The sequence below is a fragment of the Candidatus Symbiopectobacterium endolongispinus genome, assembly GCF_018777385.1.
Classification (GTDB): Bacteria; Pseudomonadota; Gammaproteobacteria; order Enterobacterales; family Enterobacteriaceae; genus Symbiopectobacterium; species Symbiopectobacterium endolongispinus.
The window spans coordinates 155,882-181,838 of record NZ_JAFJYB010000003.1 but is presented as its reverse complement, the minus strand read 5'-3'; the positions used below and the strand labels follow the sequence as shown (position 1 = coordinate 181,838).

Annotated in this window: 16 protein-coding genes and 6 pseudogenes; 13 read left to right on the top strand and 9 right to left on the bottom strand. The window is 51.4% G+C overall.

All coding sequences use genetic code 11. From position 1 onward, the window contains the following. Nucleotides 1–539 precede the first annotated feature (539 nt). From nrdA to ybaK, 11 genes and pseudogenes are all read left to right on the top strand, one after another. Nucleotides 540–2,825: a class 1a ribonucleoside-diphosphate reductase subunit alpha gene (gene nrdA, locus JZM30_RS12405; protein ID WP_252319024.1), complete on the top strand. Its 2,286-nt coding sequence runs from the start codon at nucleotides 540–542 to the stop codon at nucleotides 2,823–2,825. Nucleotides 2,826–2,911: 86 nt separating this feature from the next. Then, a complete protein-coding gene (gene nrdB, locus JZM30_RS12400) occupies nucleotides 2,912–4,042 on the top strand; it encodes a class Ia ribonucleoside-diphosphate reductase subunit beta (protein WP_252319022.1) in 1,131 nt (376 codons plus the stop codon). A gap of 4 nt (nucleotides 4,043–4,046) precedes the next feature. After that, nucleotides 4,047–4,307, top strand: a complete 261-nt coding sequence (gene yfaE, locus JZM30_RS12395) for a class I ribonucleotide reductase maintenance protein YfaE (protein WP_252319011.1) — start codon at nucleotides 4,047–4,049, stop codon at nucleotides 4,305–4,307. A 350-nt stretch (nucleotides 4,308–4,657) separates the two neighbouring features. Beyond that, nucleotides 4,658–4,783 (top strand): DUF2235 domain-containing protein, encoded by a 126-nt coding sequence (locus JZM30_RS12390; RefSeq protein ID WP_252319009.1) that lies wholly within the window; start codon nucleotides 4,658–4,660, stop codon nucleotides 4,781–4,783. Between the two features lie 362 nt (nucleotides 4,784–5,145). After that, nucleotides 5,146–5,424: a PAAR domain-containing protein gene (locus tag JZM30_RS12385; RefSeq protein ID WP_252319008.1), complete on the top strand. Its 279-nt coding sequence runs from the start codon at nucleotides 5,146–5,148 to the stop codon at nucleotides 5,422–5,424. Nucleotides 5,425–5,499: 75 nt separating this feature from the next. Next, entirely contained in the window at nucleotides 5,500–5,991 is a 492-nt protein-coding gene (locus JZM30_RS12380; RefSeq protein ID WP_252319007.1) for a tetratricopeptide repeat protein, read from the top strand. 225 nt (nucleotides 5,992–6,216) lie between these two features. Next, a complete protein-coding gene (locus JZM30_RS12375; RefSeq protein WP_308167174.1) occupies nucleotides 6,217–7,614 on the top strand; it encodes a methyl-accepting chemotaxis protein in 1,398 nt (465 codons plus the stop codon). 359 nt (nucleotides 7,615–7,973) lie between these two features. Next, a pseudogene (locus tag JZM30_RS12370) lies at nucleotides 7,974–8,838 on the top strand (SPFH domain-containing protein). Beyond that, complete coding sequence (locus tag JZM30_RS12365) at nucleotides 8,828–9,286, top strand: NfeD family protein (protein WP_252319003.1); 459 nt, start codon at nucleotides 8,828–8,830, stop codon at nucleotides 9,284–9,286. Before JZM30_RS12370 ends, JZM30_RS12365 begins: the two are co-directional and overlap by 11 nt. A gap of 117 nt (nucleotides 9,287–9,403) precedes the next feature. After that, nucleotides 9,404–10,204: pseudogene (locus JZM30_RS12360) on the top strand (TraB/GumN family protein). Nucleotides 10,205–10,232: 28 nt separating this feature from the next. Then, nucleotides 10,233–10,710: pseudogene (gene ybaK, locus JZM30_RS12355) on the top strand (Cys-tRNA(Pro)/Cys-tRNA(Cys) deacylase YbaK). A 439-nt stretch (nucleotides 10,711–11,149) separates the two neighbouring features. On the opposite strand, the pseudogene JZM30_RS12350 reads toward ybaK, so the two are convergent. Both JZM30_RS12350 and ushA read right to left on the bottom strand, forming a co-directional pair. Further along, nucleotides 11,150–12,535 (bottom strand): annotated as a pseudogene (locus JZM30_RS12350) (glycoside hydrolase family 28 protein). A 226-nt stretch (nucleotides 12,536–12,761) separates the two neighbouring features. Beyond that, nucleotides 12,762–14,416, bottom strand: a pseudogene (gene ushA, locus JZM30_RS12345) (bifunctional UDP-sugar hydrolase/5'-nucleotidase UshA). 544 nt (nucleotides 14,417–14,960) lie between these two features. On the opposite strand from ushA, the gene ybaL reads away from it, so the two are divergent. Next, nucleotides 14,961–16,649: a YbaL family putative K(+) efflux transporter gene (gene ybaL / locus JZM30_RS12340; protein WP_252318997.1), complete on the top strand. Its 1,689-nt coding sequence runs from the start codon at nucleotides 14,961–14,963 to the stop codon at nucleotides 16,647–16,649. 34 nt (nucleotides 16,650–16,683) lie between these two features. On the opposite strand, the gene hemH is transcribed toward ybaL, so the two are convergent. Then, entirely contained in the window at nucleotides 16,684–17,664 is a 981-nt protein-coding gene (gene hemH / locus JZM30_RS12335; protein ID WP_252318995.1) for a ferrochelatase, read from the bottom strand. 281 nt (nucleotides 17,665–17,945) lie between these two features. Between hemH and JZM30_RS12330 the strand changes: the two genes are divergently transcribed. Beyond that, a complete protein-coding gene (locus tag JZM30_RS12330; RefSeq protein WP_252318994.1) occupies nucleotides 17,946–19,310 on the top strand; it encodes a hypothetical protein in 1,365 nt (454 codons plus the stop codon). 102 nt (nucleotides 19,311–19,412) lie between these two features. Here the strand turns inward: JZM30_RS12330 and adk are convergent, their stop codons facing one another. The 6 genes and pseudogenes from adk to apt all read right to left on the bottom strand — a co-directional run bounded on the left by adk (nucleotide 19,413) and on the right by apt (nucleotide 25,925). Beyond that, entirely contained in the window at nucleotides 19,413–20,057 is a 645-nt protein-coding gene (gene adk / locus JZM30_RS12325) for an adenylate kinase (RefSeq protein ID WP_252318993.1), read from the bottom strand. A gap of 159 nt (nucleotides 20,058–20,216) precedes the next feature. Continuing rightward, nucleotides 20,217–22,094 (bottom strand): molecular chaperone HtpG, encoded by a 1,878-nt coding sequence (gene htpG, locus JZM30_RS12320; protein ID WP_252319661.1) that lies wholly within the window; start codon nucleotides 22,092–22,094, stop codon nucleotides 20,217–20,219. Between the two features lie 213 nt (nucleotides 22,095–22,307). Next, nucleotides 22,308–22,907: pseudogene (recR, locus tag JZM30_RS12315) on the bottom strand (recombination mediator RecR); the annotation flags it as partial. Then, entirely contained in the window at nucleotides 22,907–23,236 is a 330-nt protein-coding gene (locus JZM30_RS12310) for a YbaB/EbfC family nucleoid-associated protein (RefSeq protein ID WP_252318992.1), read from the bottom strand. The gene JZM30_RS12310 and the pseudogene recR, both read right to left, overlap by 1 nt. 39 nt (nucleotides 23,237–23,275) lie before the next feature. After that, the gene (gene dnaX, locus JZM30_RS12305) at nucleotides 23,276–25,261 is read right to left on the bottom strand and encodes a DNA polymerase III subunit gamma/tau (RefSeq protein WP_252318991.1); all 1,986 of its coding nucleotides are present in this window, start codon (nucleotides 25,259–25,261) and stop codon (nucleotides 23,276–23,278) included. Nucleotides 25,262–25,373: 112 nt separating this feature from the next. Beyond that, complete coding sequence (gene apt / locus JZM30_RS12300; RefSeq protein ID WP_252319659.1) at nucleotides 25,374–25,925, bottom strand: adenine phosphoribosyltransferase; 552 nt, start codon at nucleotides 25,923–25,925, stop codon at nucleotides 25,374–25,376. Between the last annotated feature and the right edge of the window lie 32 nt (nucleotides 25,926–25,957).

Genomic DNA, 25,957 nt, shown 5'->3' with positions numbered 1-25,957 from the left:
CCGCCCACCGCGGCCATTCCCATGAAGGCGGGAATCTCATGCAGAGGAAACGCGTTTATTCTCGCAGAGTTCCCCAGCTTTCGTCGAAGATGACAAGAGGGAAGCAGAGGATGACAAGTGGTAAAGCGAGGTTGTCGGCAGTTTCAATCAGCGTTTCAAACGCAGATTGGTGATATCGTCGCCAATCTGCCATTCCTTCTACCGTCATAACCTTAGACGCTGATCAAATTAAGAATTTTCCGTACGCAGAAAAAAGCGGCAATCAATCATTTTTTTATCCCCATCCATTGACAAAAGTTAAGGCCGCAACGCTACAGGCGTTTAGCCAGTGTGTAACAATTCCTCCCCATGTTATCCACAATTTCAGTGTGTTTTGTTCACTTGCAATAGCCGAAAATTCTCACTATTTTGTTATCATTCAAAACCAAAACCCCTATATATAGTGTTTACCCCACACACCGCAGCACTAGACTGTCGTGTGCGTTTTCGATCGGGGAAAACGCTATAGTATTGGGAAAAACGGATAGGTACTACACCACATGAACCAGAGCCTGCTAGTAACCAAACGCGATGGCAGCAAAGAACGCATCAATCTGGACAAGATTCACCGGGTGATTACCTGGGCAGCGGAAGGCCTGCACAATGTGTCAGTGTCTCAAGTCGAACTGCGCTCCCACATTCAGTTTTATGACGGCATCAAGACCGCCGATATCCATGAAACCATTATTAAAGCTGCCGCCGATCTGATTTCACGCGACAGCCCGGACTACCAATATCTGGCCGCACGTTTGGCCATTTTCCACTTGCGTAAAAAAGCCTACGGCCAGTTTGAACCACCAGCGTTGTTCGATCACGTCACCAAAATGGTAGAACTGGGTAAATACGATACCCACTTATTGCAGGACTATACACCAGAAGAGTTCGCTCAGATGGACGCTTTCATCGATCACTGGCGCGACATGACCTTCTCTTACGCTGCGGTCAAGCAGTTGGAAGGGAAATATCTGGTGCAAAACCGCGTAACCGGTGACATCTACGAAAGCGCCCAGTTTCTGTATGTACTGGTGGCTGCCTGCCTGTTCTCCGGTTACCCGCGCGAAACGCGTCTGGATTACGTCAAACGCTTCTATGATGCGATTTCTACCTTCAAGATTTCGTTGCCAACGCCGATCATGTCCGGCGTGCGTACCCAGACTCGTCAGTTCAGCTCCTGCGTGTTGATTGAGTGCGGCGACAGCCTGGATTCCATTAACGCCACCTCCAGTGCTATCGTGAAATACGTTTCACAGCGTGCCGGTATCGGCATTAACGCCGGTCGTATCCGTGCGCTGGGTAGCCCGATTCGCGGTGGTGAAGCGTTCCATACTGGCTGTATTCCTTTCTATAAACATTTCCAGACCGCAGTGAAATCCTGCTCACAGGGCGGTGTGCGCGGCGGAGCGGCAACGTTGTTTTACCCGCTGTGGCATATGGAAGTGGAAAGCCTGCTGGTGCTAAAGAACAACCGTGGCGTGGAAGGCAACCGCGTGCGTCACCTCGATTACGGCGTGCAGTTGAACAAGCTGATGTATCAGCGTCTGGTCAAAGGACAAGAAATCACCCTGTTCAGCCCTTCTGACGTACCAGGCCTGTATGACGCGTTTTTCGCCGATCAGGATGAGTTCGAACGCTTATATCAGCAGTATGAAAAAGACGACAGCATCCGCAAGAAATCCATGAAAACGGTCGATCTGTTCTCGCTGATGATGCAAGAACGCGCCTCTACAGGCCGTATCTACATTCAGCATGTCGATCATTGCAACACCCACAGCCCGTTTGAACCGACCATCGCACCGGTGCGTCAGTCCAACCTGTGCCTGGAAATTGCGCTGCCAACCCACCCTCTGGAAGACGTCAACGATGAAAAAGGTGAGATCGCGCTCTGCACCCTCTCCGCGTTCAACCTTGGCGCATTGAATAGCCTGGATGATTTGGAAGATTTGGCGCGTCTGGCTGTACGCGCGCTGGACGCCCTGTTGGACTATCAAGATTACCCTATTCTGGCCGCCAAACGCGGTGCTATGGGCCGCCGCACGCTCGGCATCGGCGTTATCAACTTTGCCTACTATCTGGCGAAAAACGGCGTGCGCTACTCCGATGGCAGTGCCAACAATCTGACGCACAAGACCTTTGAAGCCATTCAGTACTACCTGCTGCAAGCCTCAAACGAGCTGGCGCGCGAACAAGGTGCCTGCCCGTGGTTTGACCAAACTACCTATGCTCGTGGCGTGCTGCCTATTGACACCTACAAGCGCGATCTGGACGGCATTTGCAGCGAACCGTTGCATTACGATTGGGAAGCACTGCGCGACAGTATCAAAACACACGGTCTGCGTAACTCCACGCTCTCTGCGTTGATGCCGTCGGAAACCTCGTCACAAATTTCCAACGCCACCAACGGTATTGAACCACCACGCGGTCACATCAGTATCAAGGCGTCAAAAGACGGCATTTTGCGCCAGGTGGTGCCGGATTACGAAACCCTGAAGGATGCCTACGAATTACTGTGGGAAATGCCGAACAATGACGGCTACCTGCAACTGGTTGGGCTGATGCAGAAGTTTGTCGATCAGGCTATTTCTGCCAACACCAACTACGATCCGGCGCGCTTCCCGTCAGGAAAAGTGCCAATGAAACAGTTGCTGACTGACTTGCTTACCGCCTATAAGTTCGGGTTGAAAACGCTGTATTATCAAAACACCCGTGACGGTGCAGAAGACGCACAGGAAGATATCCTGGCCGATGCGCAGGATGACGGTTGCGAAGGCGGTGCCTGTAAGATTTAAACCGCTTCCAGCATAGGGTATTGTTTACGTTAGTTTTTTCAGGGGGCAGTTAAATGCCTCCTGTCCCTTTTTGGAGATACAGCCCTATGGCTTATACCACCTTCTCACAGAATAAAAACGATCAGCTTCTGGAACCGATGTTCTTTGGCCAGTCTGTTAACGTAGCGCGTTACGATCAGCAAAAATATGAAATATTCGAGAAGCTGATCGAGAAACAGCTCTCCTTTTTCTGGCGTCCAGAAGAGGTGGATGTGTCTCGCGATCGCATTGACTATCAGGCGCTACCGGAACATGAAAAGCACATCTTCATCAGCAATCTGAAATACCAAACGCTGCTGGACTCCATTCAAGGACGCAGCCCGAACGTCGCATTGTTACCACTGATATCCATCCCAGAGTTGGAAACCTGGATAGAAACCTGGGCATTTTCAGAAACCATCCATTCCCGTTCCTATACCCATATCATCCGCAATATTGTCAACGATCCGGCACTGGTGTTCGATGATATCGTCACCAATGAAGAGATTCTGAAACGTGCAAAAGACATCTCTTCTTTCTATGACGATCTGATCGAACTGACCAGCTATTATCACCTGCTAGGTGAAGGCACGCATCAGGTGAACGGTAAAACGGTCACCGTTAATCCGCATGCCTTGAAGAAACAGCTTTATCTGTGCCTGATGAGCGTCAACGCGCTGGAAGCCATCCGTTTTTATGTCAGTTTCGCCTGCTCATTCGCCTTTGCCGAACGCGAACTGATGGAAGGCAACGCCAAAATCATCAAACTGATCGCCCGCGATGAAGCGCTGCACCTGACCGGTACCCAGCATATGCTGAATCTGATGCGTTCCGGCCAGGACGATCCGGAAATGGCACAAATCGCCGAAGAGTGCCAACAGGAATGCTACGACCTGTTTGTGCTGGCGGCACAGCAGGAGAAAGAGTGGGCGGAATACCTGTTCCGCGACGGCTCGATGATTGGCCTGAACAAAGACATTCTCTGCCAGTACGTTGAATACATCACCAATATCCGCATGCAGGCGGTGGGGTTACCATTGCCGTTCCAAACGCGTACTAATCCGATCCCGTGGATTAATGCCTGGCTGGTCTCTGACAACGTGCAGGTTGCTCCGCAAGAAGTGGAAGTGAGTTCTTATCTGGTCGGCCAAATTGATTCTGAAATCAACGCCGACGACCTGAGTGATTTCCAGCTCTAAGTTGATGAGCAACTCAACCATAACACTGTGCGTCTCTGACGCGCAGCTTGCCAACAACGACAGCGCCACCTCGTTACTCGACGTGCTTGAACAACACTGCGTACACATGGAATATCAGTGCCGCTCGGGTTATTGCGGTGCCTGCCGCTTACGGCTGGTGAAAGGCCGCGTCGCCTATCGCCAAACACCCCTTGCCTGTGTACAGCAAGACGAAATCTTGCCGTGCTGCTGCATGCCAGTGAATGATATTGAGTTAGAGCTGTGAGCGTTCGGTATACCCGGTGCAATGCTAAAATATGGGTTCCATGACGATTATGAGCCCGCGGCGTTACCTCTTCAGAATAACTGCGCATTCTGCGCAATTTCTTGCTCACTTCCTAGCATAAATCACTTCCTGCGCAAGGTTTGCAAATGATTCACGAGGTCTGCGCAACTTGTTGCTCAGAATTGACATTCGCGCCTCAGTAATAAACTTATTATAAATAAAAACAATGGATTAAAAAACGGCATGTTTTTTGCCTGTCTCTCGAAGGAGCCTGTCGAAACCAATAACGGCGCTAACCCGGCCCAATGCCGGTTTTTTTGTACCATTTTCCGTTGACGCGAATTATCCCGATGGCGATCGGCACCAGCATTCCGCCCCATTTTACCGAACTGGCTCTGCCGGGTGCCCATTCGGATATTGGTGGCGGGTATTACAGTCGCGGAGCCTGGCAAATCCGAATAGCAATTCGGCGTTGATCGAATGTATCGGATTGGAACGCTTTATAAGCTAAGAGAGGTTTCCAACCTGATACACAAAGCCGCGCATTCAAGTAGGCGCGGGCCTATGTCGAGGAGAAGGTTTCTCGGGGGTGGGTTGATCGTATCGATACGTACCACCACACCGCAGGTGGGCGCCATCAGCCTGAGCCCCTATGCCTACATGCGCCAGCGCGGAAAGGATGACGCTTGGCCATAAAAAGCGGTCTATGTCGACGTGGTGATGAGCCGGGTGGTAGAAGGGGAATACTCTCGCATTCCGCTGCATATGATGGTGGAGGCGGGACGTGCTGTAGGAGTGCCATTTAAAGCGTGACAGCCAGAAAGTAAGATGCTGCAAGTTGAATCGCTTTCAGCCCGGTAGCCATCCGCCAACGTCAGTCGTGTCAGGGTCATCAACCGTCAAGGTTGATGGTCTGCCATTGGCCTGGCAAGGCGATCCTCTGGCTCCCCACGGACATAGCCGAACTATCAGCGGCGGTTCATCCAGCGTCTTTATTGACGGCAAGCCCGCAGCGCGCACAGAGGACACCGTTAGCTGCGGTGGCGCGTTAATTGGCGGGGGATCGGTTGATAGGCTTTGGAGCGTACACACTCTTAGGGACGCGGTAGTTTTCTGATAATATTCATTCGGGTAGGCATGCCCTTGGTTTCAGCGACAAAGAGCAATAAAGGTGCTGTAAATGGAGTTAAGGATGAATCGGTTCGTAGTGCTAGTGCTCGCCTGTTTCCTGTTGTCGGCTTGCGATAACAATACGCCTGACGCCGCTGCGCAATATGTGCTGGGAAGCTATTACGATGATGGCGGCACACGAGATATTGATTATGGAAAAGCCAGATACTGGTATGAGAAATCTTCTGCTCGTGGAAATCTCGATGCCATGAGGGCGCTTGGGTTTATGTACGAAAAGGGCAAAGGAATGGAGGTCAATTACACAAAAGCCATTGAAATCTACACAAAAGCGGCTGAAAAAGGTGATTATCACTCCCATATCAACTCATGGTGGATGTACTCTCAAGGGCTTGGCGTAGAAAAAACAGCGACATTGCAGCGCAATGGTCTCAAAAGGCCAGGAAGTTGGAAGCCGCAGGAAAAGCAGACTAGGGTGTGTTGGTGCTGTGCGATAAAATCAATACCCTATTCTGAGCGTTATGGTTGCACGATTATCTATCCCGTTCAGCGGTGAATTGGCGTCCCCACCGTCACGGATGAGGCACAAAAACAGAAAATAGTTTAGTTGGTATATTATTTCCATTTTGTATTTATCAAAATGAATATAATAAATTGAAAAGGTTTATCTCACTCTTATTATTTAAACCCTTTTTTAGGATAAAAATGGTCTAAATCCCCGCATAATTTTACTTATATACTGAGCTAGCCTCCATCGTGCTGTTACGGCAGTTATTCTTGCCTGCACTGCCCGCAGCGGAAAGAAGAACCACATTGTTATAATTCTTATAATAGGGACGATAATGAAATTTTCAGATCTGAAAATCGCCTGGCGATTGGCACTATCATCAGCCTGCTTATCCTGATTATTTTTGGTATATTGGCCTTTGGCGGGCTTAAAAGCTTCCATGAGCACATCGACGCCGTAGTAAAGAAAAATTACCCTACCGTGATGCTCTCCAACAATGTTATGAGCAGTTTAAATAACGTCTTTATTAACCAATCCGCATTCTTTGCCCTGACCGCAGAAAATGATGAAAATAACATCAACACGACGGTTGAACAAATCAAAAAAGACCGCAGTGTTATCGTTAAACATATTACGACGCTCAGTAATTATGTACAGGACGATGCTGAACTTACTGCTGCGTTAAATACCATTAAACAGGACTATAGCAAGTTTGCCGAGGCCAGCGATACGCTGCTTAATCTGGCGAAAAACCGTCAGGACCTACGCCATCAAGCGCTTGAAGTCACTTGGCCTCTGGGTACAGCGCTCAAAAAAGATATCTCACAGTTCATCAGCAAAGCCGAATACCGGATGTGGCAGGCGGACCAAACGGTTAATCAAAGTTACAGCAGCATTCGCATCATACTGCTGTGCATTATTCTTGCAGGCGTCGTTATCAGCCTGACGCTGTCATTCGTGACAGCGCGCAGTGTGGTGCTGCCGTTGCAGCAAGCAGTGTCATTGGCGGAGTCCGTTACACAGGACAACCTGACGCGATCGATCGACCATCAGCGTAAAGATGAGATTGGCATCTTATTGAATGCGCTGAACAAGATGACCACCAATCTCCAGCAGCTTGTCGGGCAACTGCGCGATGGTGCGCACAGCATTGCCTCGGCTACCGCACAAATTGCGGCCGGTAACCTGGATCTGTCCGGCCGCACCGAAGAACAGGACAGTTCTCTGGAACAGACGGCTGCATCAATGAACCAGCTAGCGGCTACTGTTAAAAACACCGCAGAAAATACCCAACAGGCCAATACGCAGGTGAACGATGCCGCCCTAGAGATGAAAAACAGCGGCAGCAAAATGTCCGATGCCGCGAGCAAAATGCATGAAATCCGTGACTCTGCCAACCACATGGTAGAAATCATCGCCCTGATCGACGGCATTGCTTTCCAAACCAATATATTGGCGCTCAATGCCGCCGTTGAAACAGCGCGTGCGGGTGAACAGGGTCACGGCTTTGCCGTGGTGGCCAGCAAAGTGCGTGGTCTCGCTCAGCGTAGTGCCGCCGCCGCAAAAGAGATCAAAGCGTTGATCGACGATGCCGTGCACACCACACAACAAGGAATGGAACTGGTGGAAGGTGCCGAAGCATCAATGAAAAACCTGAGCGCCAACGCCTGACGGATGCCGTCGCCGTGTTTGTCATTACACCGACCAGTTCAATGACAGTTACGTCCCCTACAACAACCGCTAAAACACCGTTACTGGCTGCTGCAAGTACAGGTTCCACCACAACATCGTCAAATGATAACTGGACCACCTTTTAATCCAACCTCTTGCCGTGGTGTATTAGCGCCCCTGCTTGCCTCACCTCTCGTTTTTGCTATTTTCAGATAATACGCCAATGACAACGCGCGATTACGCCTGCGAAAAGATGGGCTTTATGCACCGACGGCGCTAGAATAGCCTTTTCAGGATGAAGAAAAATATAGTTTTATTTCAATAAATTATTTTTAAAACTACCTTTGGAGGTGAAAACCATGCTGAGTGTCATTCCCGTATTGATATTTGTTGCACTGGTTATTGTATGGTCAGGGATCAAGATCGTGCCGCAAGGCTATCAGTGGACCGTAGAACGTTTTGGCCGCCACACCAAGACACTGATGCCGGGGTTAAACCTGGTGGTACCGTTCATGGATCGCATTGGTCGCAAAATCAATATGATGGAGCAGGTACTTGAGATTCCCTCCCAGGAAGTGATTTCCAAAGACAACGCCAACGTGACGATTGATGCCATCTGCTTTATTCAGGTAGTGGAAGCGGCACGTGCTGCTTATGAGGTCAGTTCACTCGAATTGGCGATCAAAAACCTGACCATGACCAACATCCGTACCGTGCTGGGTTCTATGGAACTGGATGAAATGCTGTCGCAGCGTGACAGCATCAACACTCGCCTGCTGCATATTGTCGATGAAGCCACTGGCCCGTGGGGCATAAAATCACCCGTATTGAGATCCTCGATGTGCGCCCACCCGCCGAACTGATCGCCTCGATGAACGCCCAGATGAAAGCCGAACGAACCAAACGAGCCGACATTCTTTAAGCGGAAGGTGAAAAGCAGTCGCAAATTTTAAAAGCTGATAGGGGAAGCGTCAATCCGCGTTTCTGGAAGCAGAAGCACGCGCCACCCAGATGGTCTCTGATGCTATTGCCTCCGGTAATATTCAGGCCATCAACTACTTTGTGGCACAAAAATATACCGATGCATTGAAAGAGATTGGTTCTGCCGACAACAGCAAAGTTATCATGATGCCCCTGGATGCCAGCAATCTGATGGGCGCTATTGGCGGTATCGCCGAGTTGATTAAAGATAGCGGAAACGCCCGGAGCCAGAATGGACGTTGAACTGCTGGCTGAGAATGCCCACTGGGTGTGGCTCTCGCTCGGTGGTCTACTACTGGCGGCTGAGATGCTTGGGGCCAGCGGTTATTTACTGTGGAGCGGCGTGTCTGCCGTTATCATTGGTTTGTTAACCTGGGTATTACCGCTACCTTGGGCGTGGCAGGGAACGTTATTTGCCGTGCTGACCATCATCGTCGCGCTGCTGTGGTGGTACTGGCTGCGTAGCCGTTCACGCCGGATAGCAGATGCCACACTGCTGAACCAACGCAGTCGGCAACTGATAGGAGTGCGTGCCACTACCACCGAAGCGGTTGAGGATGGCATCGGCCGTGCCAGAATCGGTGACAGCACCTGGCGGATCAAAACCGATGAAGCTCTGCCCGTCGGCACTACCGTAGAAGTGATTGCCGTTGACGGCATTACGCTACACGTCCGCGCCCTCAAGGTTTAACCGTCCTTCCCGACTATCCCCAACAGTAACACGGTTGGGGATTTTTCATCCTTATGGAAGTATCCTCGCGCGGCACAAGCGGTTAGCATGAGCGTTTGTGGTTGATGGAGATAAATCATGACGTTACTGCGCCAACTGGCCACGTGGTTGGGATTAATTTCCCCGGTCGCCTATGCCTACCCCGCACTGGATGTTTCGCTGACAAACGGCGGACGCCTGCATTTGGTGGGCAGTATCCATATGGGCAGCGAAGCCATGTCTCCGTTGCCGGAGGTGTTGCTGCAACAATTGCAGCAGTCTACTGCACTGGTGGTAGAAGCCGATATCTCCGATATGGGTTCGCCGTTGCAGGAAGAGTATGAGCCAATTCCGCTGGCGGAGCGCCTGGATCCAGAACGCTATCAGCTGTTCCAGCATACTGGCGCTTAGCCTGAACCGCTTTGAGCATCTGCCCGCCTGGCACGCGGCGCTGACGCTCCGGGCGATGCAAGCGCAATCGCTCGGTCTACGTCCTCACTATGGCATCGATTATCAATTGATTCAGGCCGCCAAAGCGGCAAACATTCCGGTGATTGAACTTGAAGGTCAGCAAGAACAGCTCGCCATGCTGCGACAATTGCCGCAGGTGGTGTAGCATTACTGGAAGATACGCTGGATCACTGGCACGTTAATGCGCGTCTGCTTCAGGTGATGACCGGCTGGTGGCTGGAAGGACCGCCAGCAAAATCCGCTGCCGCTATGCCGGCGACGTTCAGCCACGCCTTGTCCGAGGTATTGATGCGTCAGCGCAATACCCGCTGGCGCGATCAGTTACAAGCACTGCCGAGCGGACATTATGTCGTGGCTGTCGGTGCGTTGCATCTGTACGGCGACAATAGCCTGCCTTCCCTGCTACAACCTGTTAATGCAAAGCAATAACGACGGGATTGATTAAGGAACGAGCACCATGACACCAGCAGTAAAACTTCTGGAAAAAAATAAGGTCGCTTTCCAACTTCACAGCTACGACCATGATCCAAACGAAACCAATTTTGGCGAAGAAGCCGCGCGTAAGCTGGGGTTGAATAAAGAGCAGGTGTACAAAACCCTGCTGGTATCGCTGAACGGCGATGCCAAACACTTAGCCGTTGCCATAACTCCAGTCTCCGGGCAGTTGGATTTAAAGAAGGTGGCGCGAGCCTTTGGTGCCAAAAAAGCGGATATGGCCGACCCTATGCTGGCTCAGCGGGTTACGGGCTATCTGGTAGGCGGTATCAGCCCGTTAGGACAGAAAAAAGCTGCCAACCGCCATCGATGAACCGGCGCAGCTCTTCCCGGTGATTTACGTTTCCGGTGGCAAGCGCGGACTGGATATCGGGCTTGCGCCCACCGATTTGGCAAAACTGCTGAAAGCGTCATTTAGTGATATTGCCAAACGGGATTAATTTTTTGATGTTGTATGGCGTTAAAAATAACGCTGAGGTACACGAGACCACCGGGTGAGCGGCAGGACCACGCGTAAGTCAGCGCCGCGTCTGACAAAAATGCCGGGAGCATTTTTGAACGCTGCTAGCAGCGGCCCCACCAGGGCGAGTCCCATGGATTAGACGAGTTTTCCACGAAAAGCCTGGGGTCTCGGAGCGATGGAGATTGAACGCCCCGAGTCGGGCGCATGCCATGCCCGGTGCGGATAAACGCAGTGGTTAACGCGCACGAAACGATCACGGCCCGGACGAAAAAGCTTGGCCAGAATTTATGGGAGATGTTTCATCGTAATCAAGTGTGGCCAACGCCGCCACAGCGTGAAGTATGAAGCGTAAAAGAAGCTGATGGCAGAGGACTCCACGGCCAGTGTGTCCCCTGCCACCGCTTCAGAACGGGTAATTAATCGATCTTAGCCCCTTTTTCAACCAACAACGTCGGCCCTTGCTTCACGTTGAGGGTTAAACCTTTGGTTTGCACTTCAGCGTTACGCACGCGGATCCCTTGATCGGCATCGATACGCACGTTGTCAAAATGGAAACCGCTCAAGGGTGCTTCGGGTACACCAATGATGTACGCAGCAGCTTTGCTTTTGCCGGTTGATTCCAGGTTTTCGATCGTCACATTGCTAAAATGCGGCGTCTTATATTTATCAAACGGCTGTTTGGCATCGGTATCTGGCGGGTAAATTTGTTCACCCATGGTGAAACCGCCTTCTGCCAGCAGTTTGTCCACTTCGGCTTGCACAATGGGAGCCGCCTTGTAGTAGCCAGCAAACACCAGCGGAATATCGACATCGACCATTTTGGTGTTGCGATAAGTGATGTTTTTCACCTCACCGCCTTTACCGCGCAGAGTCTTGATACGAATACCGTACATCGAACCTTCGAACTGGTTATTTTCCACCAGCACATTGTTCACGCCGCCGGAGGTTTCGCTGCCGATATAAATACCGCGTCCCTGACGCAATACGTTGTTCGCAATGTATATATTGTCGACGACGCCTTCAGGGAAACGCTAATCGGGCTTCTCGGTCTTGATGGCAATATGGTCGTCGTTACAGTCGATAAAGTTATTGGTGATACGAATGTTCTGGCTGTCGATAGGATCGATGGCATCGGTGTTCGGTGCGTGCCAAGGCGACAGAATTTTTGTGTTGTTGACGTTAACGTCATGCGCGTAGCGCATCACCACATGGAAACTCGGTGAGTGCGTCAGGGTAACGCCATCCACCAGCACATTGCTGGAACGGGTGATGTAGATCAAACGCGGACGATCGGTGCCCCCCTTTTTACCCGTGGCACAAATATTGGCACGCCAGCGCTCCCACCACACGGCACCTTGACCATCAATGGTACCTTCACCGGTTATAGTGACGTTCTTGGCATCAGCAACGCTGATAAACGGCAACCAGCCATTTTCCGCCTCGGCGTATTTGGTCTGCTCCGTAGCACGATAGGCTGCTTCTTCTGTCGAAGCCACAATGGTGGCGTTCTTCGCCAAGTTCAGACGCACATTGCTTTTCAGGAACAGTGGGTTGACCAGATAGTTACCTTCCGGCACCAGCACCGTACCGCCGCCTGCGGCCGCACAATTATCGATAGCGCGTTGGAATGAATCCGCATTCAGTGCAATTTGCAAGCGATGACCTTCCGCGCCATATTGCGTGACATCGCACACTTTGCCATTATCGGTAAAAGTGACAACGGCAGGTAGGGCTGCGGCACCCGCCTGAGAACTGAACGCAATACATGCGCCAAGCAATGACAAAACAAACCCCTTCTTCATTCCAACACCCTATATTGAAAAGAAGCTTTAATAAAATACCAAAGGTTTTTCAATAAAAAACAACAACAGATCACGTTTGTGATGCTGAGCGCGCTAAAAATGTTATCGCTAACATTTAACTGTTACGTCCATCACAAAAGAGCACTTCGCAATTGATGAGCGATGGACATAAAAAAGAGGGCTTACCTATCTGTAAGCCCTCTTTAATATTAGCACGACCATTTCATCAACGGTATTGAATTTCGCCTTTTGGCGCATAGGCCGCTGCATCAAGCGGTGAATGTTGCTCGATATACTGCTTCAGTACCTCGGCATCGACAAAACCGGTGTTGACGTAAGTCGGCAATCCATCCAGACGCGGATAACCATCACCGCCCATCGCATTGAAGTTCAGCGTTGCCATACGGTAGGTTTTATCCGCCTGCAACGGTTCACCCTTGATTTTCACATCCTGAACACCTTGTCCATCGGCCACCAGGCTGACGTTCAGGAACTGGGCGTAGGCACCGGAATCCACTTTCTTGTTCGCCACCGCAGCCAGGTATTTCTCAACCTCGCTGCCTTTCATATCGACATAAACCAAGGTATTGGCGAACGGTTGCACTTTCAGCACCGTTTTATAGGTGATATCACCGGGCTGAATGGAGTCACGTATCCCGCCACCGCTCATCACGGCAAAATCTGCATTAGCGCGTTCGCGCTGGGCGGATAACAGCAGATGTCCCAGATTAGTTTGATAGAAGCGCACCTGTTTGCGATCGCCATCCAGCGTGCCATTTTTACGCTTCCGACCTTCACATCCAGCTGTGCCTGACCTTTTTCCTGAAACGGCGTCAGCATTTTCACCACGCCATCATCCTGTTTGATCTCCTGGGTATAATAGACGCGTTCGGTGCCGCCACCGGTCTTCTCCACCTTTTTCTTCAGGTTGACCGGAATAAGTTGGTAATGGGCCAGCGTCAGCGTGCCATTTTTGAACGTGAAATCAGCGCGCCCAACATATTTACCCCATTCGTGGGCCTGCACGATCCAGGTACCATTTTGCCGATCCGGCGCACAGGGTGTACCCGGTACATAATCTACCTGCTTCTTGTTTTCACTCGCCATACAGACCGGGTCTTGTGAGTGACCACCCACAATCATGTCCAGATAGCCTGCCGGCAGGCTACGCGCCATTTCGACATCCCCTGGCGCATTGGAGCCGTGCTGACCATCGTCATAGTGTCCCATATGGGTTGCAGCGATAATCACGTCGGGCTTTTCAGTGCTACGCAGTTGATCGACCACCGATTTCACTTCCGTCGACGGCTTGCGAAACTCGATATCGGTGAAAAATTCCGGATTACCTAATTTTGCTGTGTCACTAGTGGTCAAACCGATAACCGCAATTTTAATACCTTGCTTATCAAACAGCGCATAGGGTTTGAACAGACGCTGTTGCGTACTCTCTTGATAGATATTGGCGGACAGCAACGGGAATGTTGCCCACTTCTCCTGCTGGCGCAGTACCGAGAGCGGGTTATCAAACTCATGGTTGCCAAGCGCCATGGCATCATAGCCCACCATATTCATGCCGCGAAAATCGGGCTCTGCATCCTGCAAGTCAGATTCAGGCACCCCGGTGTTGATATCCCCGCCGGACAGCAGCAGCACGCTGCCGCCTTTAGCGGCCACCTCCTGACGAATCTGATCCACCAGCGTTTTTTGCGCTGCCAACCCATATTCACCGTATTCGTTATGCCAGAAATGGCCGTGGTGATCGTTGGTGTGGAGGATGGTGATGTCATAGGTTTTATCTTTTTCCCACGCCAACGCCCCTGCCGAGGTAAAAACCAGCGACATCGCAATAGCATGTCCTAACGCTTTCGTTGCAAAACGCATGGAAATTCTCCGTTAAATAAACAACCCTTGTTAAAATAATGCGGTAACAGCCCTCTGCCAGTCCTGGTCTTAGTCAGGTACGCGCAGATTGAGATCTCCCTCAAGAATAGCGCACTTTTATTCAACGCTCGGTTTCATTTGCACCCTGTGACCTGTATCACAAGAAAAACCGGCATTGCGCGCATGAATCACAAGAGAAAGCTGATGAAAATGGTCAGTTCATTTAATTCTGTTGTATTTATGTCATTTACCCCCGCTATTCTAAGGTTTTTAACACAGAGAAACCGGTTCCCCTCAGCACACGGGATGAAAATGCGGCATAACAGACATGATAAAGTATCTTCATGAGAGCAATAACGTTGGTTTATCAATGCTTATCTGACGAAAGCATCATGAAATCTATGTTAGACTTAGATTCAATGAGTAAACGAAGATTTTTACTAGAATACCCTCATTTTCCCAAGCAGGATTTCTTCAAATGAAATAGAATTTGTTCAAGAAGTCTGCTCATGGACGTTTTTCAACAATGGTAAAAGGAGTCGGGATGCATGCAACCACACCACTAATATCCACCATTGCCGTAGGTCTGGTCCTCGCGTTCTTGCTGGGGATTCTGGCCAATCGACTACGCATATCCCCTTTAGTCGGCTATCTGGTCGCAGGGGTTCTGGTGGGGCCGTTTACCCCAGGTTTTGTCGCGGATACCGCGTTAGCACCTGAATTGGCTGAACTTGGGGTTATTCTGCTTATGTTTGGTGTCGGCCTGCATTTCTCGCTTAAAGATCTCATGGCGGTGAAATCCATCGCTATTCCCGGTGCCATTGCACAAATCGCCTTTGCCACGCTGCTAGGGATGGGCCTTTCCACCCTGCTCGGCTGGAGTCTGGCAAGCGGATTGGTGTTTGGGCTGTGCTTATCCACTGCCAGTACCGTAGTGCTGCTGCGCGCATTAGAAGAACGGCAACTGATTGACAGCCAGCGCGGACAAATCGCCATTGGCTGGTTGATCGTAGAAGATTTGGCGATGGTGTTGACGCTGGTATTGCTGCCCGCGTTCCGTGACATGATAGGCGCTGAGCATGCTGATACCGGTAAACTGATTCGCGACCTGGCTTGGACCATCGGCAAAGTGGTTGCTTTTATCACGCTGATGATTGTGGTGGGCCGTCGCCTAGTGCCTTGTGTGTTGGCAAAAAGCGCCGCTACCGGCTCACGGGAACTGTTCACCCTCGCCGTATTGGCGATGGCTCTCGGCATCGCTTTCGGTGCCGTGAAGCTGTTTGATGTTTCATTCGCACTGGGTGCCTTCTTTGCGGGTGTGATGCTGAACGAATCAGAACTCAGTCAACGCGCCGCCCACGATACACTGCCACTGCGTGACGCCTTCGCCGTACTGTTTTTTGTTTCGGTGGGCATGCTGTTCGATCCGATGATTCTGGTGAACGAACCGATGGCCGTCATCATTACGTTGGCCATTATCGTGTTCGGTAAATCAGCGGCCGCTTTTGTACTGGTACGTATGTTCGGCCACTCCAAACGTACCGCACTGACTATCTCGACCAGCCTGGCGCAAATTGGCGAGTTCGCCTTTATCTTGGCGGGCCTGGGCGTTGTGCTCGGTCTCTTGTCTGAGCAAGGGCGCAATCTGGTGCTGGCAGGGGCGATTCTGTCGATTATGATCAACCCGTTGCTTTTTAATCTGCTGGAACGCTATCTGGAGAAAACAGAGACCATTGATGAGCAGATCGTGGAAGAAGCCATCGAAGAAGAGAAGCAAATTCCGGTTGATATGTGTAATCACGCCCTATTGGTCGGTTATGGCCGTGTTGGCAGCCTGATCGGTGCCAAACTGCATCAGGAAGGCATTCCTATTGTGGTCATCGAGAATTCGCGTGCGCGGGTGGATGCTCTGCGCGAGCAAGGCATCAAGGCCGTACTGGGGAACGCCACTAAAGTGGAAATCATGGAGTTGGCTCGGTTGGATTGCGCCCGCTGGCTGCTGCTGACCATTCTTAACAGCTATGAGGCAGGAGAAATCGTTGCGGCAGCGCGTGAAAAACGCCCGGATCTGGAGATCATTGCGCTCGCACATTATGACGATGAAGTCAGCTATATCACCGAACACGGTGCCAATCAGGTGGTGATGGGTGAACGCGAAATCGCCAACAGCATGATTACCCTGCTACAGCTTGAGCAGGTAAAAGCTGAAGAACTAAAAGAGTGCCCGATTTGATACCAATGCGCAGCGGTAACCCCGCTGCGCTCTTTTAGCAGTACTGTTTTAAATACTCGTCACGCACCAGCGCTTCAAACAAATCAATGTGTCGCGCATCATCATTTAACGCCGGAATATAAGCAAACTGTTCACCGCCAGCATGCAGGAAAATCTCCCGGTTCTGCTCCTGAATTTCTTCCAACGTTTCCAGACAATCGGCTGCAAACCCAGGGCAAATAACCTGAATGCGTTTGATCCCCTGAGCAGGTAATCCCTTTAATGTTTCATCCGTATAAGGGGTGAGCCAAGGTTCACGGCCAAAACGTGATTGGAATGTTATTTGCGCCTGTTCCGGTGCCAGCCCCAATGCAGCGATCAGCGCCTGTGCCGTCGCCTGACAGCGCAGAGGATAGTCATCCCCCTCCGTAGCATAACGCACCGGAATGCCATGGAACGATATCACTAAGCGGTCTGGCACGCCGTGCAGCGCAAATGACGCTTCCACACGCTGCTTTAGCGCATCGATATAGACCGGGTGCGTCGCATAGTCGCGGATAAAACGGATACCGGGCACCTGGCGGCGCGTGCGCAGTTCATAGGCCAGCCCATCCCATACCGCACCGGTGGTAGAGCAGGAGTATTGCGGATAGAGCGGCAGCACCACCAGTTGAGTGACACCTTGCGGCAACAGGCTATCCAGCGCCGACAGCAAGCTCGGCGAACCATAGCTCATGCCAAGCGCCACCGGAATATCGTCGCCTAAACGGGCGGAGAGCGCGCATTCCTGACGTCGACTGAATGCCAACAGCGGAGAACCGTCAACCGTCCAGATAGACTGATAGAGTTTGGCGACACGGGGAGAACGAAAAGGCAGGATCACGCCATTCAACAGCGGCCACCAGAGCCAGCGCGGCGTATCCACCACGCGTTTATCACTAAGAAACTGTGCCATATAGCGTTTCACCGCCTGCGGCGTCGGGGCTTCGGGCGTCCCCAGATTCACCATCAGTACGCCCAATTTTTGTTGACTCATCGTCTGCCCTCATAAAAGGCTGCCTGTCGTACACATGTCGTACATCTAGCAGCTGTTATCGTTACCAGCGCTGAGTGTAGCGAAAATGTTGCCCGGACGGGATAGGGAAAACGATGTTATTACCGATACTTGCCATCGAAAGGATAGATAGCGCCATGGGTGAGCACAGGCGTATCGGCCGGGTTTTCTTTCAGGTAGAAGTGCCATGTAGAGTTTGTTAAGCTGCAAATAAGGTATTGAAAAACAGGGTTTCATGTTCAGCCAAGGATGCATAAAGAACAATGACAATAATTGAGTCAGTGAAAACTGTAATTGAATTTCTTCTGGCAATACTGTCTGTTTTATCGTTATTCAAAGATCCATCAATATTTTATTATTTGAATGATAACAAAGCAGCGGTAGCTGTCTCATTGTTACTTTATGTGGCGATCACCACCGCCTATTACCGCGTCAAAAAGCGAAAACCAGGAAAGTGGTCTATTACGTCAATGTGCATGATGTTTATCATTGGCTGTTTTGCACTCTTTTATGATCCTTACCCTGCCCCGTCATTGCTCACGATCTCCGGTTTTTATACAGAGAAAGATGGGCAATACTTCAACAATGCGACAGATGAAAACGCTGAAAAATTAATAACGGCGATTGATGATATCCATAGAAAAATTTCAGCCCACGAGAACCCTCTGTTTAAATTCATTCGGCCCGAAGCAAAAAGCTATCACTTGCCCTCGATTTATTTGTCAGGCAAAACCAAAAAAGAGATCGTTGGCCTATCAGAAAACAAAATAAAATCGCCGGTTATCATCACGGCATTCTCCACCCAGGATGCCCTTTCCGAGGTACACTACGCGATAAAAACAGAGTACATGAACGCAAACGCACACGCGGCGGAAATTGAAATTGCATGGTATAACGATTTATTCAAAAAGATCGTGAACAACAATGAATTAGATTATCTGATGAGTGCACTCATCATTGCCTATGTTGATGCCTACAAAAACGATCTGGATGACAGGCTGATAGCAAACAAGCTCATCAGTGCCATTTCAATCTACCAGTTTTATCCTTTCCATGATGAAAATGATTTTAACAACAGCTACATCATCAAAAACTACAACTATTGGGAAATAGGTAATAAACAAGAAAGAAACCTTACCTTTATTGACTTTCTCCTTGAGGTGATTGCCACACTGCCGCAAAAAGATCAAATGGATATCACCAACAAATACATGAACGAAGTTTTGATAAAGTACCCATCTCCCGTACTGTGGTATTATTATTTTGATTTGATCAAATCGCACAGTAAAATCCCGGAAAGCAAAAAAAGCCAGTTTCAAATCATCCGAGGCTATGAAGAACGAGTCGATAACTTTTACAACGACAGCAAAGGTATCGATAAAAACTACATTGACTTAAAAAGCAGTGTGCTATATTCCCTTTTCTATGCGTATCACATCAGAAACGGGAACAAAAGCGATGCGGATAGAAATTATGATAAGGTCAATACGCTATTAAATGAGAATCCGACCGCGAAAGTGCTGTTTTATAAAATAGCAACGAAAACCAACGGTGAATCCCAGTCATCTCCCCGAAAACCCCCACTAAGTGCGTATCCGTTACAATGCGAAAAAGATAAACCGGAGTAGATGATACGCTTCAGTGTTGAATAATCGCGCCGGATACCGCGCGCTCAAGCATAAAAAAGCTGGTCACGCTGTACCGGCATTTTCATACGACACTGAGATAGGTTAACCCAGGATGGATTCCAACTCAGCGCGCACTTGTACTACCTGACGGGTTCCGTCTACTTTGTGGTAGCGGGTATTGCCTGCCTTGGCTTCTTTCTGGTAGTAGTCCACCAGCGGCGCAGTTTGCTGATGATATTCCACCAGACGTTTACGCACGATATCTTCATGATCGTCTTTACGGATGGTCAGTTCTTCACCCGTGACATCGTCTTTACCTTCAACCTTTGGCGGGTTGTACTTCACGTGGTAAACACGACCTGATGCAGCATGCACGCGACGGCCAATAATGCGATCGACAATCAGTTCGTCAGGCACAGCGAACTCAATAACGTTATCAACCTGAATGCCAGCGTCTTTCATGGCATCCGCTTGCAGAATGGTGCGAGGAAAACCATCCAGCAGGAAACCGTTACGGCAATCATCCTGGGCTATACGCTCTTTTACCAAGGCAATAACCAATTCATCCGTGACCAGTTTGCCTGCGTCCATGATTTCTTTGGCCTGTTTGCCCAGTTCGGTCCCGGCTTTCACCGCCGCACGCAACATATCACCCGTGGAAATTTGCGGAATGCCATACTTTTCCATAATGAATTGTGCTTGAGTGCCTTTGCCTGCGCCCGGAGCGCCCAGCAGAATAATACGCATTGCGTAAATCCCCTTGCTATGTAGATTTTTTAAAATAAATTTGAAAACGCTCAACCATACCATACCAGAAGCTTATCCTCAAGGAACGGGCTCGCTTCAGCGTGTCACAAAGCGAAAAAAACCCGGTTAAAAACCGGGTTTTCGGAAAAGTGTGAGCGGTTATGCACTCAGCAGTTGGTTCATACGACGGATAAACTGGTTAGGATCTTCCAGCGTGCTGCGTTCAGCCAGCAGCGCCTGTTCCAGCAGCAGTTCAACCCACTCGCCAAACTGCACGTCATCGCCGGTGTTTGCAGCGCGTTTCACTAACGCATGCTCAGGGTTGAGTTCAAAGATATATTTCACTTCCGGCGCATTCTGCCCAGCGGCGGCAAACAGCTTCGCCATCTGCGTGCTCATGTCATTGGCATCGGTGGTGACGATGGCAGGCGTATCAGTCAGGCGATGCGTCAGGCGCACCTCTTTGACGCGTTCACCCAGCAGCGTTTTCACGCGCTCCACAAACGGTTCCAGAGATTTTTCCGCTTCTTTACGCGCTTCGTCATCACTGGCATTATCCAGCGCTTCATCCGCTTTGCTGACGGACTGGAAGGACTTACCGTCAAACTCGGTCAGGTAGCTCATCATCCACTCATCGACGCGGTCAGAAAGCAGCAGCACTTCGATGCCTTTCTTGCGGAACAACTCCAGATGCGGGCTGCTCTTCGCAGCGGCATAACTGTCGGCAGTGATGTAGTAAATCTTCTCCTGCCCTTCGACCATACGGCTGACATACTCTTCCAGCGATACCGTCGGAGCGGAGCTGTCGCCGTGGGTGGAAGCGAAGCGCAGCAGTTTGGCAATGGCTTCACGATTGCCACCGTCCTCAGCAGGACCTTCTTTCAGCACCAGACCAAACTGTAACCAGAAGGTTTGGTATTTTTCGGCGTCGTCTTTTGCCAGTTTTTCCAGCATCTGCAACACGCGTTTGGTCAGCGCATTACGCAGATTCTGGGTAACTCGGCTGTCTTGCAGGATTTCACGAGAAACGTTGAGCGGCAGATCGTTGGAGTCGATCAAGCCACGCACAAAGCACAGGTAGTTCGGCATGAACTGCTCGGCGTCATCCATGATGAACACGCGCTGAACATAGAGTTTCAGGCCATGTTTATGATCGCGGTTCCACATGTCCCACGGTGCCTGAGAAGGGATGTAGAGCAGGCTAGTGTACTCCTGCTTCCCTTCTACGCGGTTATGGCTCCAGCTCAGCGGATCGCTGAAATCGTGAGCAATGTGCTTGTAGAATTCTTTGTATTCATCTTCGGTCACATCCGCTTTATTGCGCGTCCACAGCGCCTGTGCCTTGTTGACCTTTTCCCAAGTGACCGTCGGCTCGCCGCCCTCTTCTTCGCTCGGCGTATGGGTTTCAATTTCCACCGGCAGCGCGATGTGATCGGAGTATTTACCGATAATGGAACGCACGCGCCACTCATCGAGGAACTCATCTTCCCCTTCGCGCAGGTGCAGGGTGATATCGGTACCGCGATCGGCCTTGACCACATCCGCCACGGTGTACTCACCTTCACCCGCCGATTCCCAGAACACACCCTCTTCTGCCGCCGCGCCCGCTGCACGGGTACGCACCGTCACTTTATCCGCAACGATAAACGCAGAGTAGAAGCCCAAACCGAATTGACCGATGAGCTGGCTGTCTTTGGCTTGATCGGAGCCGATCGATTCCAAAAACGCCTTGGTACCCGATTTGGCAATGGTGCCCAGATTATCGATAACCTCATCGCGGCCCATCCCGATGCCGTTGTCCGCGATGGTTAGGGTACGTTGCTCTTTATTGGTGGAAACGCGCACGCGCAGTTCTCCATCCCCTTCATAGAGCGCTGGCGAAGATAAGGCGCGAAAACGTAACTTGTCTGCCGCATCAGAGGCGTTGGAGATCAATTCACGCAGGAAAATTTCTTTATTGGAATAAAGTGAATGGATCATCAAGTGCAGCAATTGCTTCACTTCAGATTGAAAACCGCGCGTTTCTTGGCCCTTCATGCTCATTGTCACTTACCTCAATCCTAATAGTTAGTCAGGCTGATAATGTTCAATCCCTGTAGCGGGTGTGGGAATGATGCCGGTATTTCCGGCCAGTAGGCAAAAGGTGGGGATAAGGAGAAGGATTTTCAAGAGCAAAAAACAATTTATCCCCAGCGCGGCGTCAGGTGAAGACAACACCACGCCAGGGAAAATGCAGCATAGCTGCCACAAACGGATGGGATGACGCCCCGCCAGCGAATGGGGGAGAGTGGTGCCATCGACCATTTCCAACTCACCGCCGACCGGCACGCCGTGCGCAATACGGCTCGCCACCACGCCGTGCTGGGCACACAGTTCAGCAATGTAGTTGGCAGTCGCATCGCCTTCCACCGTCAGATTGGCGGCAAGAATCACTTCTATCAAGTTTTCCTGCCCTAAGCGTTGTTCCAGCAGGTCGAGTCCGATATCGTCCGGCCCGATGCCGTCCAACGGCGACAGATGCCCCATCAACACAAAGTAACGGCCGGCAAACTGTCCGGTCTGCTCAATGACGTGGATATCTGCGGGGCTTTCCACCACGCAGATCTGTCCCGTTTGCTGACGACGCGGATTGGCGCAGATCGCGCAGCGTTCCTGCTCGGTAAAGGTGCGGCAATCCACACAGTGACCGATTTCAGACATGGCGCGCGTCAGGGCCTGCGCCAAACGCATACCACCACTGCGATCGCGTTGCAGCAATTGAAACGCCATGCGCTGTGCTGATTTCGGCCCCACGCCCGGCAAGCAGCGCAGCGCCTCCATCAATGACTCAAGGAGCGGACTGGTTTGCATCAGAACGGCATCTTGAAGTCCGGCGGCAACTGCATACCGCTGGAAACTGACGCCATTTTCTCTTTCTGAGTTTCGTCGATACGGCGCGCGGCATCGTTGAATGCGGCAGCGATCAGGTCTTCCAGCATCTCTTTATCATCTTCCAGCAGACTGGGATCGATTTCGACACGACGGCAGTTGTGTGCACCGTTGATGGTGACTTTGACCAGGCCTGCGCCTGATTCACCGGTCACTTCCAGGTTGGCAATCTCTTCCTGCATTTTCTGCATCTTGTCTTGCATCTGCTGGGCCTGCTTCATCAGATTGCCCAAACCACCTTTACCAAACATATGCTTCTCTCTATTGCATGGCTGCAAGAATTGCAGCGGTTAAACAGGGCGGATACTCTCTTCGTCCAGTTCCGCATCAAAGAAACGCCGCAGCGTTTGAATCGTTTTGTCGGTCATCAGAGACTCGCGCGCCTGCGCCAGTTTCTCTTCATAAATCGTCTGACGCCACTCCAGCGGTGTTAACGTACTGGGATCGTCATCCTCTACCACCACCAAGGTGATAGGCTTTCCATAATGTGCTGCCAATGCATCCATCAGCGTTTTTTGTGCCGACGGTGAATTCAAGTGACGCTGCGATGAACGTAAATGCAGCGTCACGGTTTCGTTATCCGTGTCGACTTTAAACGCGTTAAGCGCCAGTTGCTGAACCAGTTTCGGTAGCGGTAAACGTTGAACCTCTGCAGCCCAAGCATCGCGCGCTTGCGCTTCTTCCGTCAATTTAGCCGCTAATTCCGGCGTTTTCTCGTACTCCAGTACCGTGCGCAACGCTTTAGGCGTGGCGGTGGTTTCTGCCACGGTAGTCTGCTGTTGCTGCGCGCGCCAGCGGTACGCCTCAGGCTTTTTCTGCGCCTCGCCGTTCTTGTCAGCCGCCTGACGCTGATGACTGCGTTCCGTCACCGAGGCCAGGCGTTCCAGCGCCGATACCGCCGTGCCCGGCCGAGCGCCTTCCTGCGCTGCCGGCTCAGACTTTTTTGGTGGCGGCGTACCCTGTCGCTGCAATAACTGGCTGCGCGCCTGCAACAGTTGCGAAGTAGTGTCAGGCAGCGGTGCGGCCTGTGCAACATGCTCCTCTGGCACCGCTATCGGCGATGACGGCGCGGTGACAGGAGATGGCGGTGCACTAGGCGTCGTTGCCTGGCGCGCTGGCGCAATATGCGCCTGAGGTGAGGCTGGCGCACTTACCACCACTGGCACGGTTGCCACAGGTGCAATCACAGCCTGCGGGTGAAACGCCAACGCTCTGAGCAGCGTCATTTCAACGCCCATACGCCGGTCTGGCGCATAGGATAATTCTTTTCGTCCCACCAGCAACGTCTGATAGTAGAGCTGCACATCGGCAGGCGGTACGGTGCGGGCCAGATCGCGCAAGCGCGACGTAATCGGGGAATCTTCCGGCCCGAGCGCCGTGGGCAGCAACTGCACCATCGCAATACGATGCAATAGCGTCAGCATATCAACTAACAGCGCTTCCCACTCAACGCCACGCGACGCCGCCTGTTGAAGCAACGCCATAGTCTGTTCGCCGTTGGCATTGACGATAGCTTCAATCAGCGCCAGCGGTTGTTCATCATCCAACGTGCCCAGCATGCGCTCGACCGCATCGGTCAACACCGCGCCCTGCCCCATGGCAATCGCCTGATCGGTCAGGCTCAGCGCATCACGCAGGCTGCCCTCTGCCGCACGCGCCAGCAGTTGCAAGGCGCGCGGTTCTGTCGCAATCGCTTCGGCTTGCAGCACTTGCTCAAGGTGGTGACGGATTTGCTCCACATCCAGCGCTTTGAGATGAAATTGCAGGCAGCGAGAAAGGATAGTGACCAGCAACTTCTGCGGATCGGTGGTCGCCAGCAGGAATTTAACGTGTTCGGGGGGCTCTTCCAGCGTTTTTAACAGCGCATTGAAGCTGTGGCGGGAGAGCATGTGCACTTCATCGATCAGGTAGACTTTGAACCGACCGCGCGCAGGGGCATACTGCACGTTATCCAGCAGTTCGCGGGTGTCTTCTACCTTGGTGCGCGAGGCGGCATCAATCTCGATCAGGTCAACAAAACGCCCTTGCTCAATTTCCCGGCAATTCGCGCACTGTCCACAAGGCGTGGCGGTAATGCCGCTCTCACAGTTCAGTCCTTTCGCCAATAGGCGAGCGATACTGGTTTTCCCCACGCCACGCGTGCCGGAAAACAGATAGGCGTGGTGAACCCGCCCCATAGAGAGACCATTGGCCAATGCGGTCAGAACATGTTCTTGACCAACGACATCAGCGAAAGATTGAGGACGCCACTTACGGGCCAGTACCTGATAGCTCATCAATACCGCAACGGTTGTGTGATTGAGGAGGCCATGCTAACACAGCCTCGCCGGACACGGCGAGGCTGTTTATCAGGATAGTCAACAGATTTACGACGTAAAAAAGGCAGGATCAATGGCCCGGGAAATTCACCAGACTGTAGCAGTTGATACCGAGATTATTCAAACGCTGCTCGCCGCCCAGATCGAACAGATTAATGATAAATGCCGCATCGGTGACGTCTCCGCCCAAACGGCGAATCAGCTTAACTGTGGCCTCAATGGTACCGCCGGTAGCCAGCAGATCGTCGATGACTAACACCTTGTCGCCAGCGCTGATGGCATCGGTGTGAATTTCCAGGCTGTCAGTGCCGTACTCCAACTCATAGCTTTCTGAAATCGTCGGGCGCGGCAGTTTGCCTGGTTTACGCACTGGCACAAAACCCACACCCAACGCCAGTGCCACCGGTGCACCGAACAAAAAACCGCGCGCTTCCGTGCCCACCACTTTTGTTACGCCAGTGTCACGAAAACGGTTTACCAGCATCTCGATACTGGTCGCATACGCAACGGGCGCTTCCAGCAGACCCGTGACATCACGGAACAAGATCCCCGGTTTGGGATAATCGGGAATGCTTTTAATGCTGTTTTTGATTAATTCTGACTGCTGTGCGGTTACGCTCATCATCTTTTGCCTGATAGTACGCTTTAAAAATC

Excerpts from the sequence above, each read along its gene's own strand:
- nrdA (WP_252319024.1), top strand. The coding sequence starts at position 540 with ATGAACCAGAGCCTGCTAGTAACCAAACGCGATGGCAGCAAAGAACGC.
- nrdB (WP_252319022.1), top strand. The coding sequence starts at position 2,912 with ATGGCTTATACCACCTTCTCACAGAATAAAAACGATCAGCTTCTGGAA.
- yfaE (WP_252319011.1), top strand. The coding sequence starts at position 4,047 with ATGAGCAACTCAACCATAACACTGTGCGTCTCTGACGCGCAGCTTGCC.
- JZM30_RS12390 (WP_252319009.1), top strand. The coding sequence starts at position 4,658 with ATGGCGATCGGCACCAGCATTCCGCCCCATTTTACCGAACTGGCTCTG.
- JZM30_RS12380 (WP_252319007.1), top strand. The coding sequence starts at position 5,500 with ATGAATCGGTTCGTAGTGCTAGTGCTCGCCTGTTTCCTGTTGTCGGCT.
- JZM30_RS12365 (WP_252319003.1), top strand. The coding sequence starts at position 8,828 with ATGGACGTTGAACTGCTGGCTGAGAATGCCCACTGGGTGTGGCTCTCG.
- ybaL (WP_252318997.1), top strand. The coding sequence starts at position 14,961 with ATGCATGCAACCACACCACTAATATCCACCATTGCCGTAGGTCTGGTC.
- hemH (WP_252318995.1), bottom strand. The coding sequence starts at position 17,664 with ATGAGTCAACAAAAATTGGGCGTACTGATGGTGAATCTGGGGACGCCC.
- JZM30_RS12330 (WP_252318994.1), top strand. The coding sequence starts at position 17,946 with ATGACAATAATTGAGTCAGTGAAAACTGTAATTGAATTTCTTCTGGCA.
- adk (WP_252318993.1), bottom strand. The coding sequence starts at position 20,057 with ATGCGTATTATTCTGCTGGGCGCTCCGGGCGCAGGCAAAGGCACTCAA.
- htpG (WP_252319661.1), bottom strand. The coding sequence starts at position 22,094 with ATGAAGGGCCAAGAAACGCGCGGTTTTCAATCTGAAGTGAAGCAATTG.
- JZM30_RS12310 (WP_252318992.1), bottom strand. The coding sequence starts at position 23,236 with ATGTTTGGTAAAGGTGGTTTGGGCAATCTGATGAAGCAGGCCCAGCAG.
- dnaX (WP_252318991.1), bottom strand. The coding sequence starts at position 25,261 with ATGAGCTATCAGGTACTGGCCCGTAAGTGGCGTCCTCAATCTTTCGCT.
- apt (WP_252319659.1), bottom strand. The coding sequence starts at position 25,925 with ATGAGCGTAACCGCACAGCAGTCAGAATTAATCAAAAACAGCATTAAA.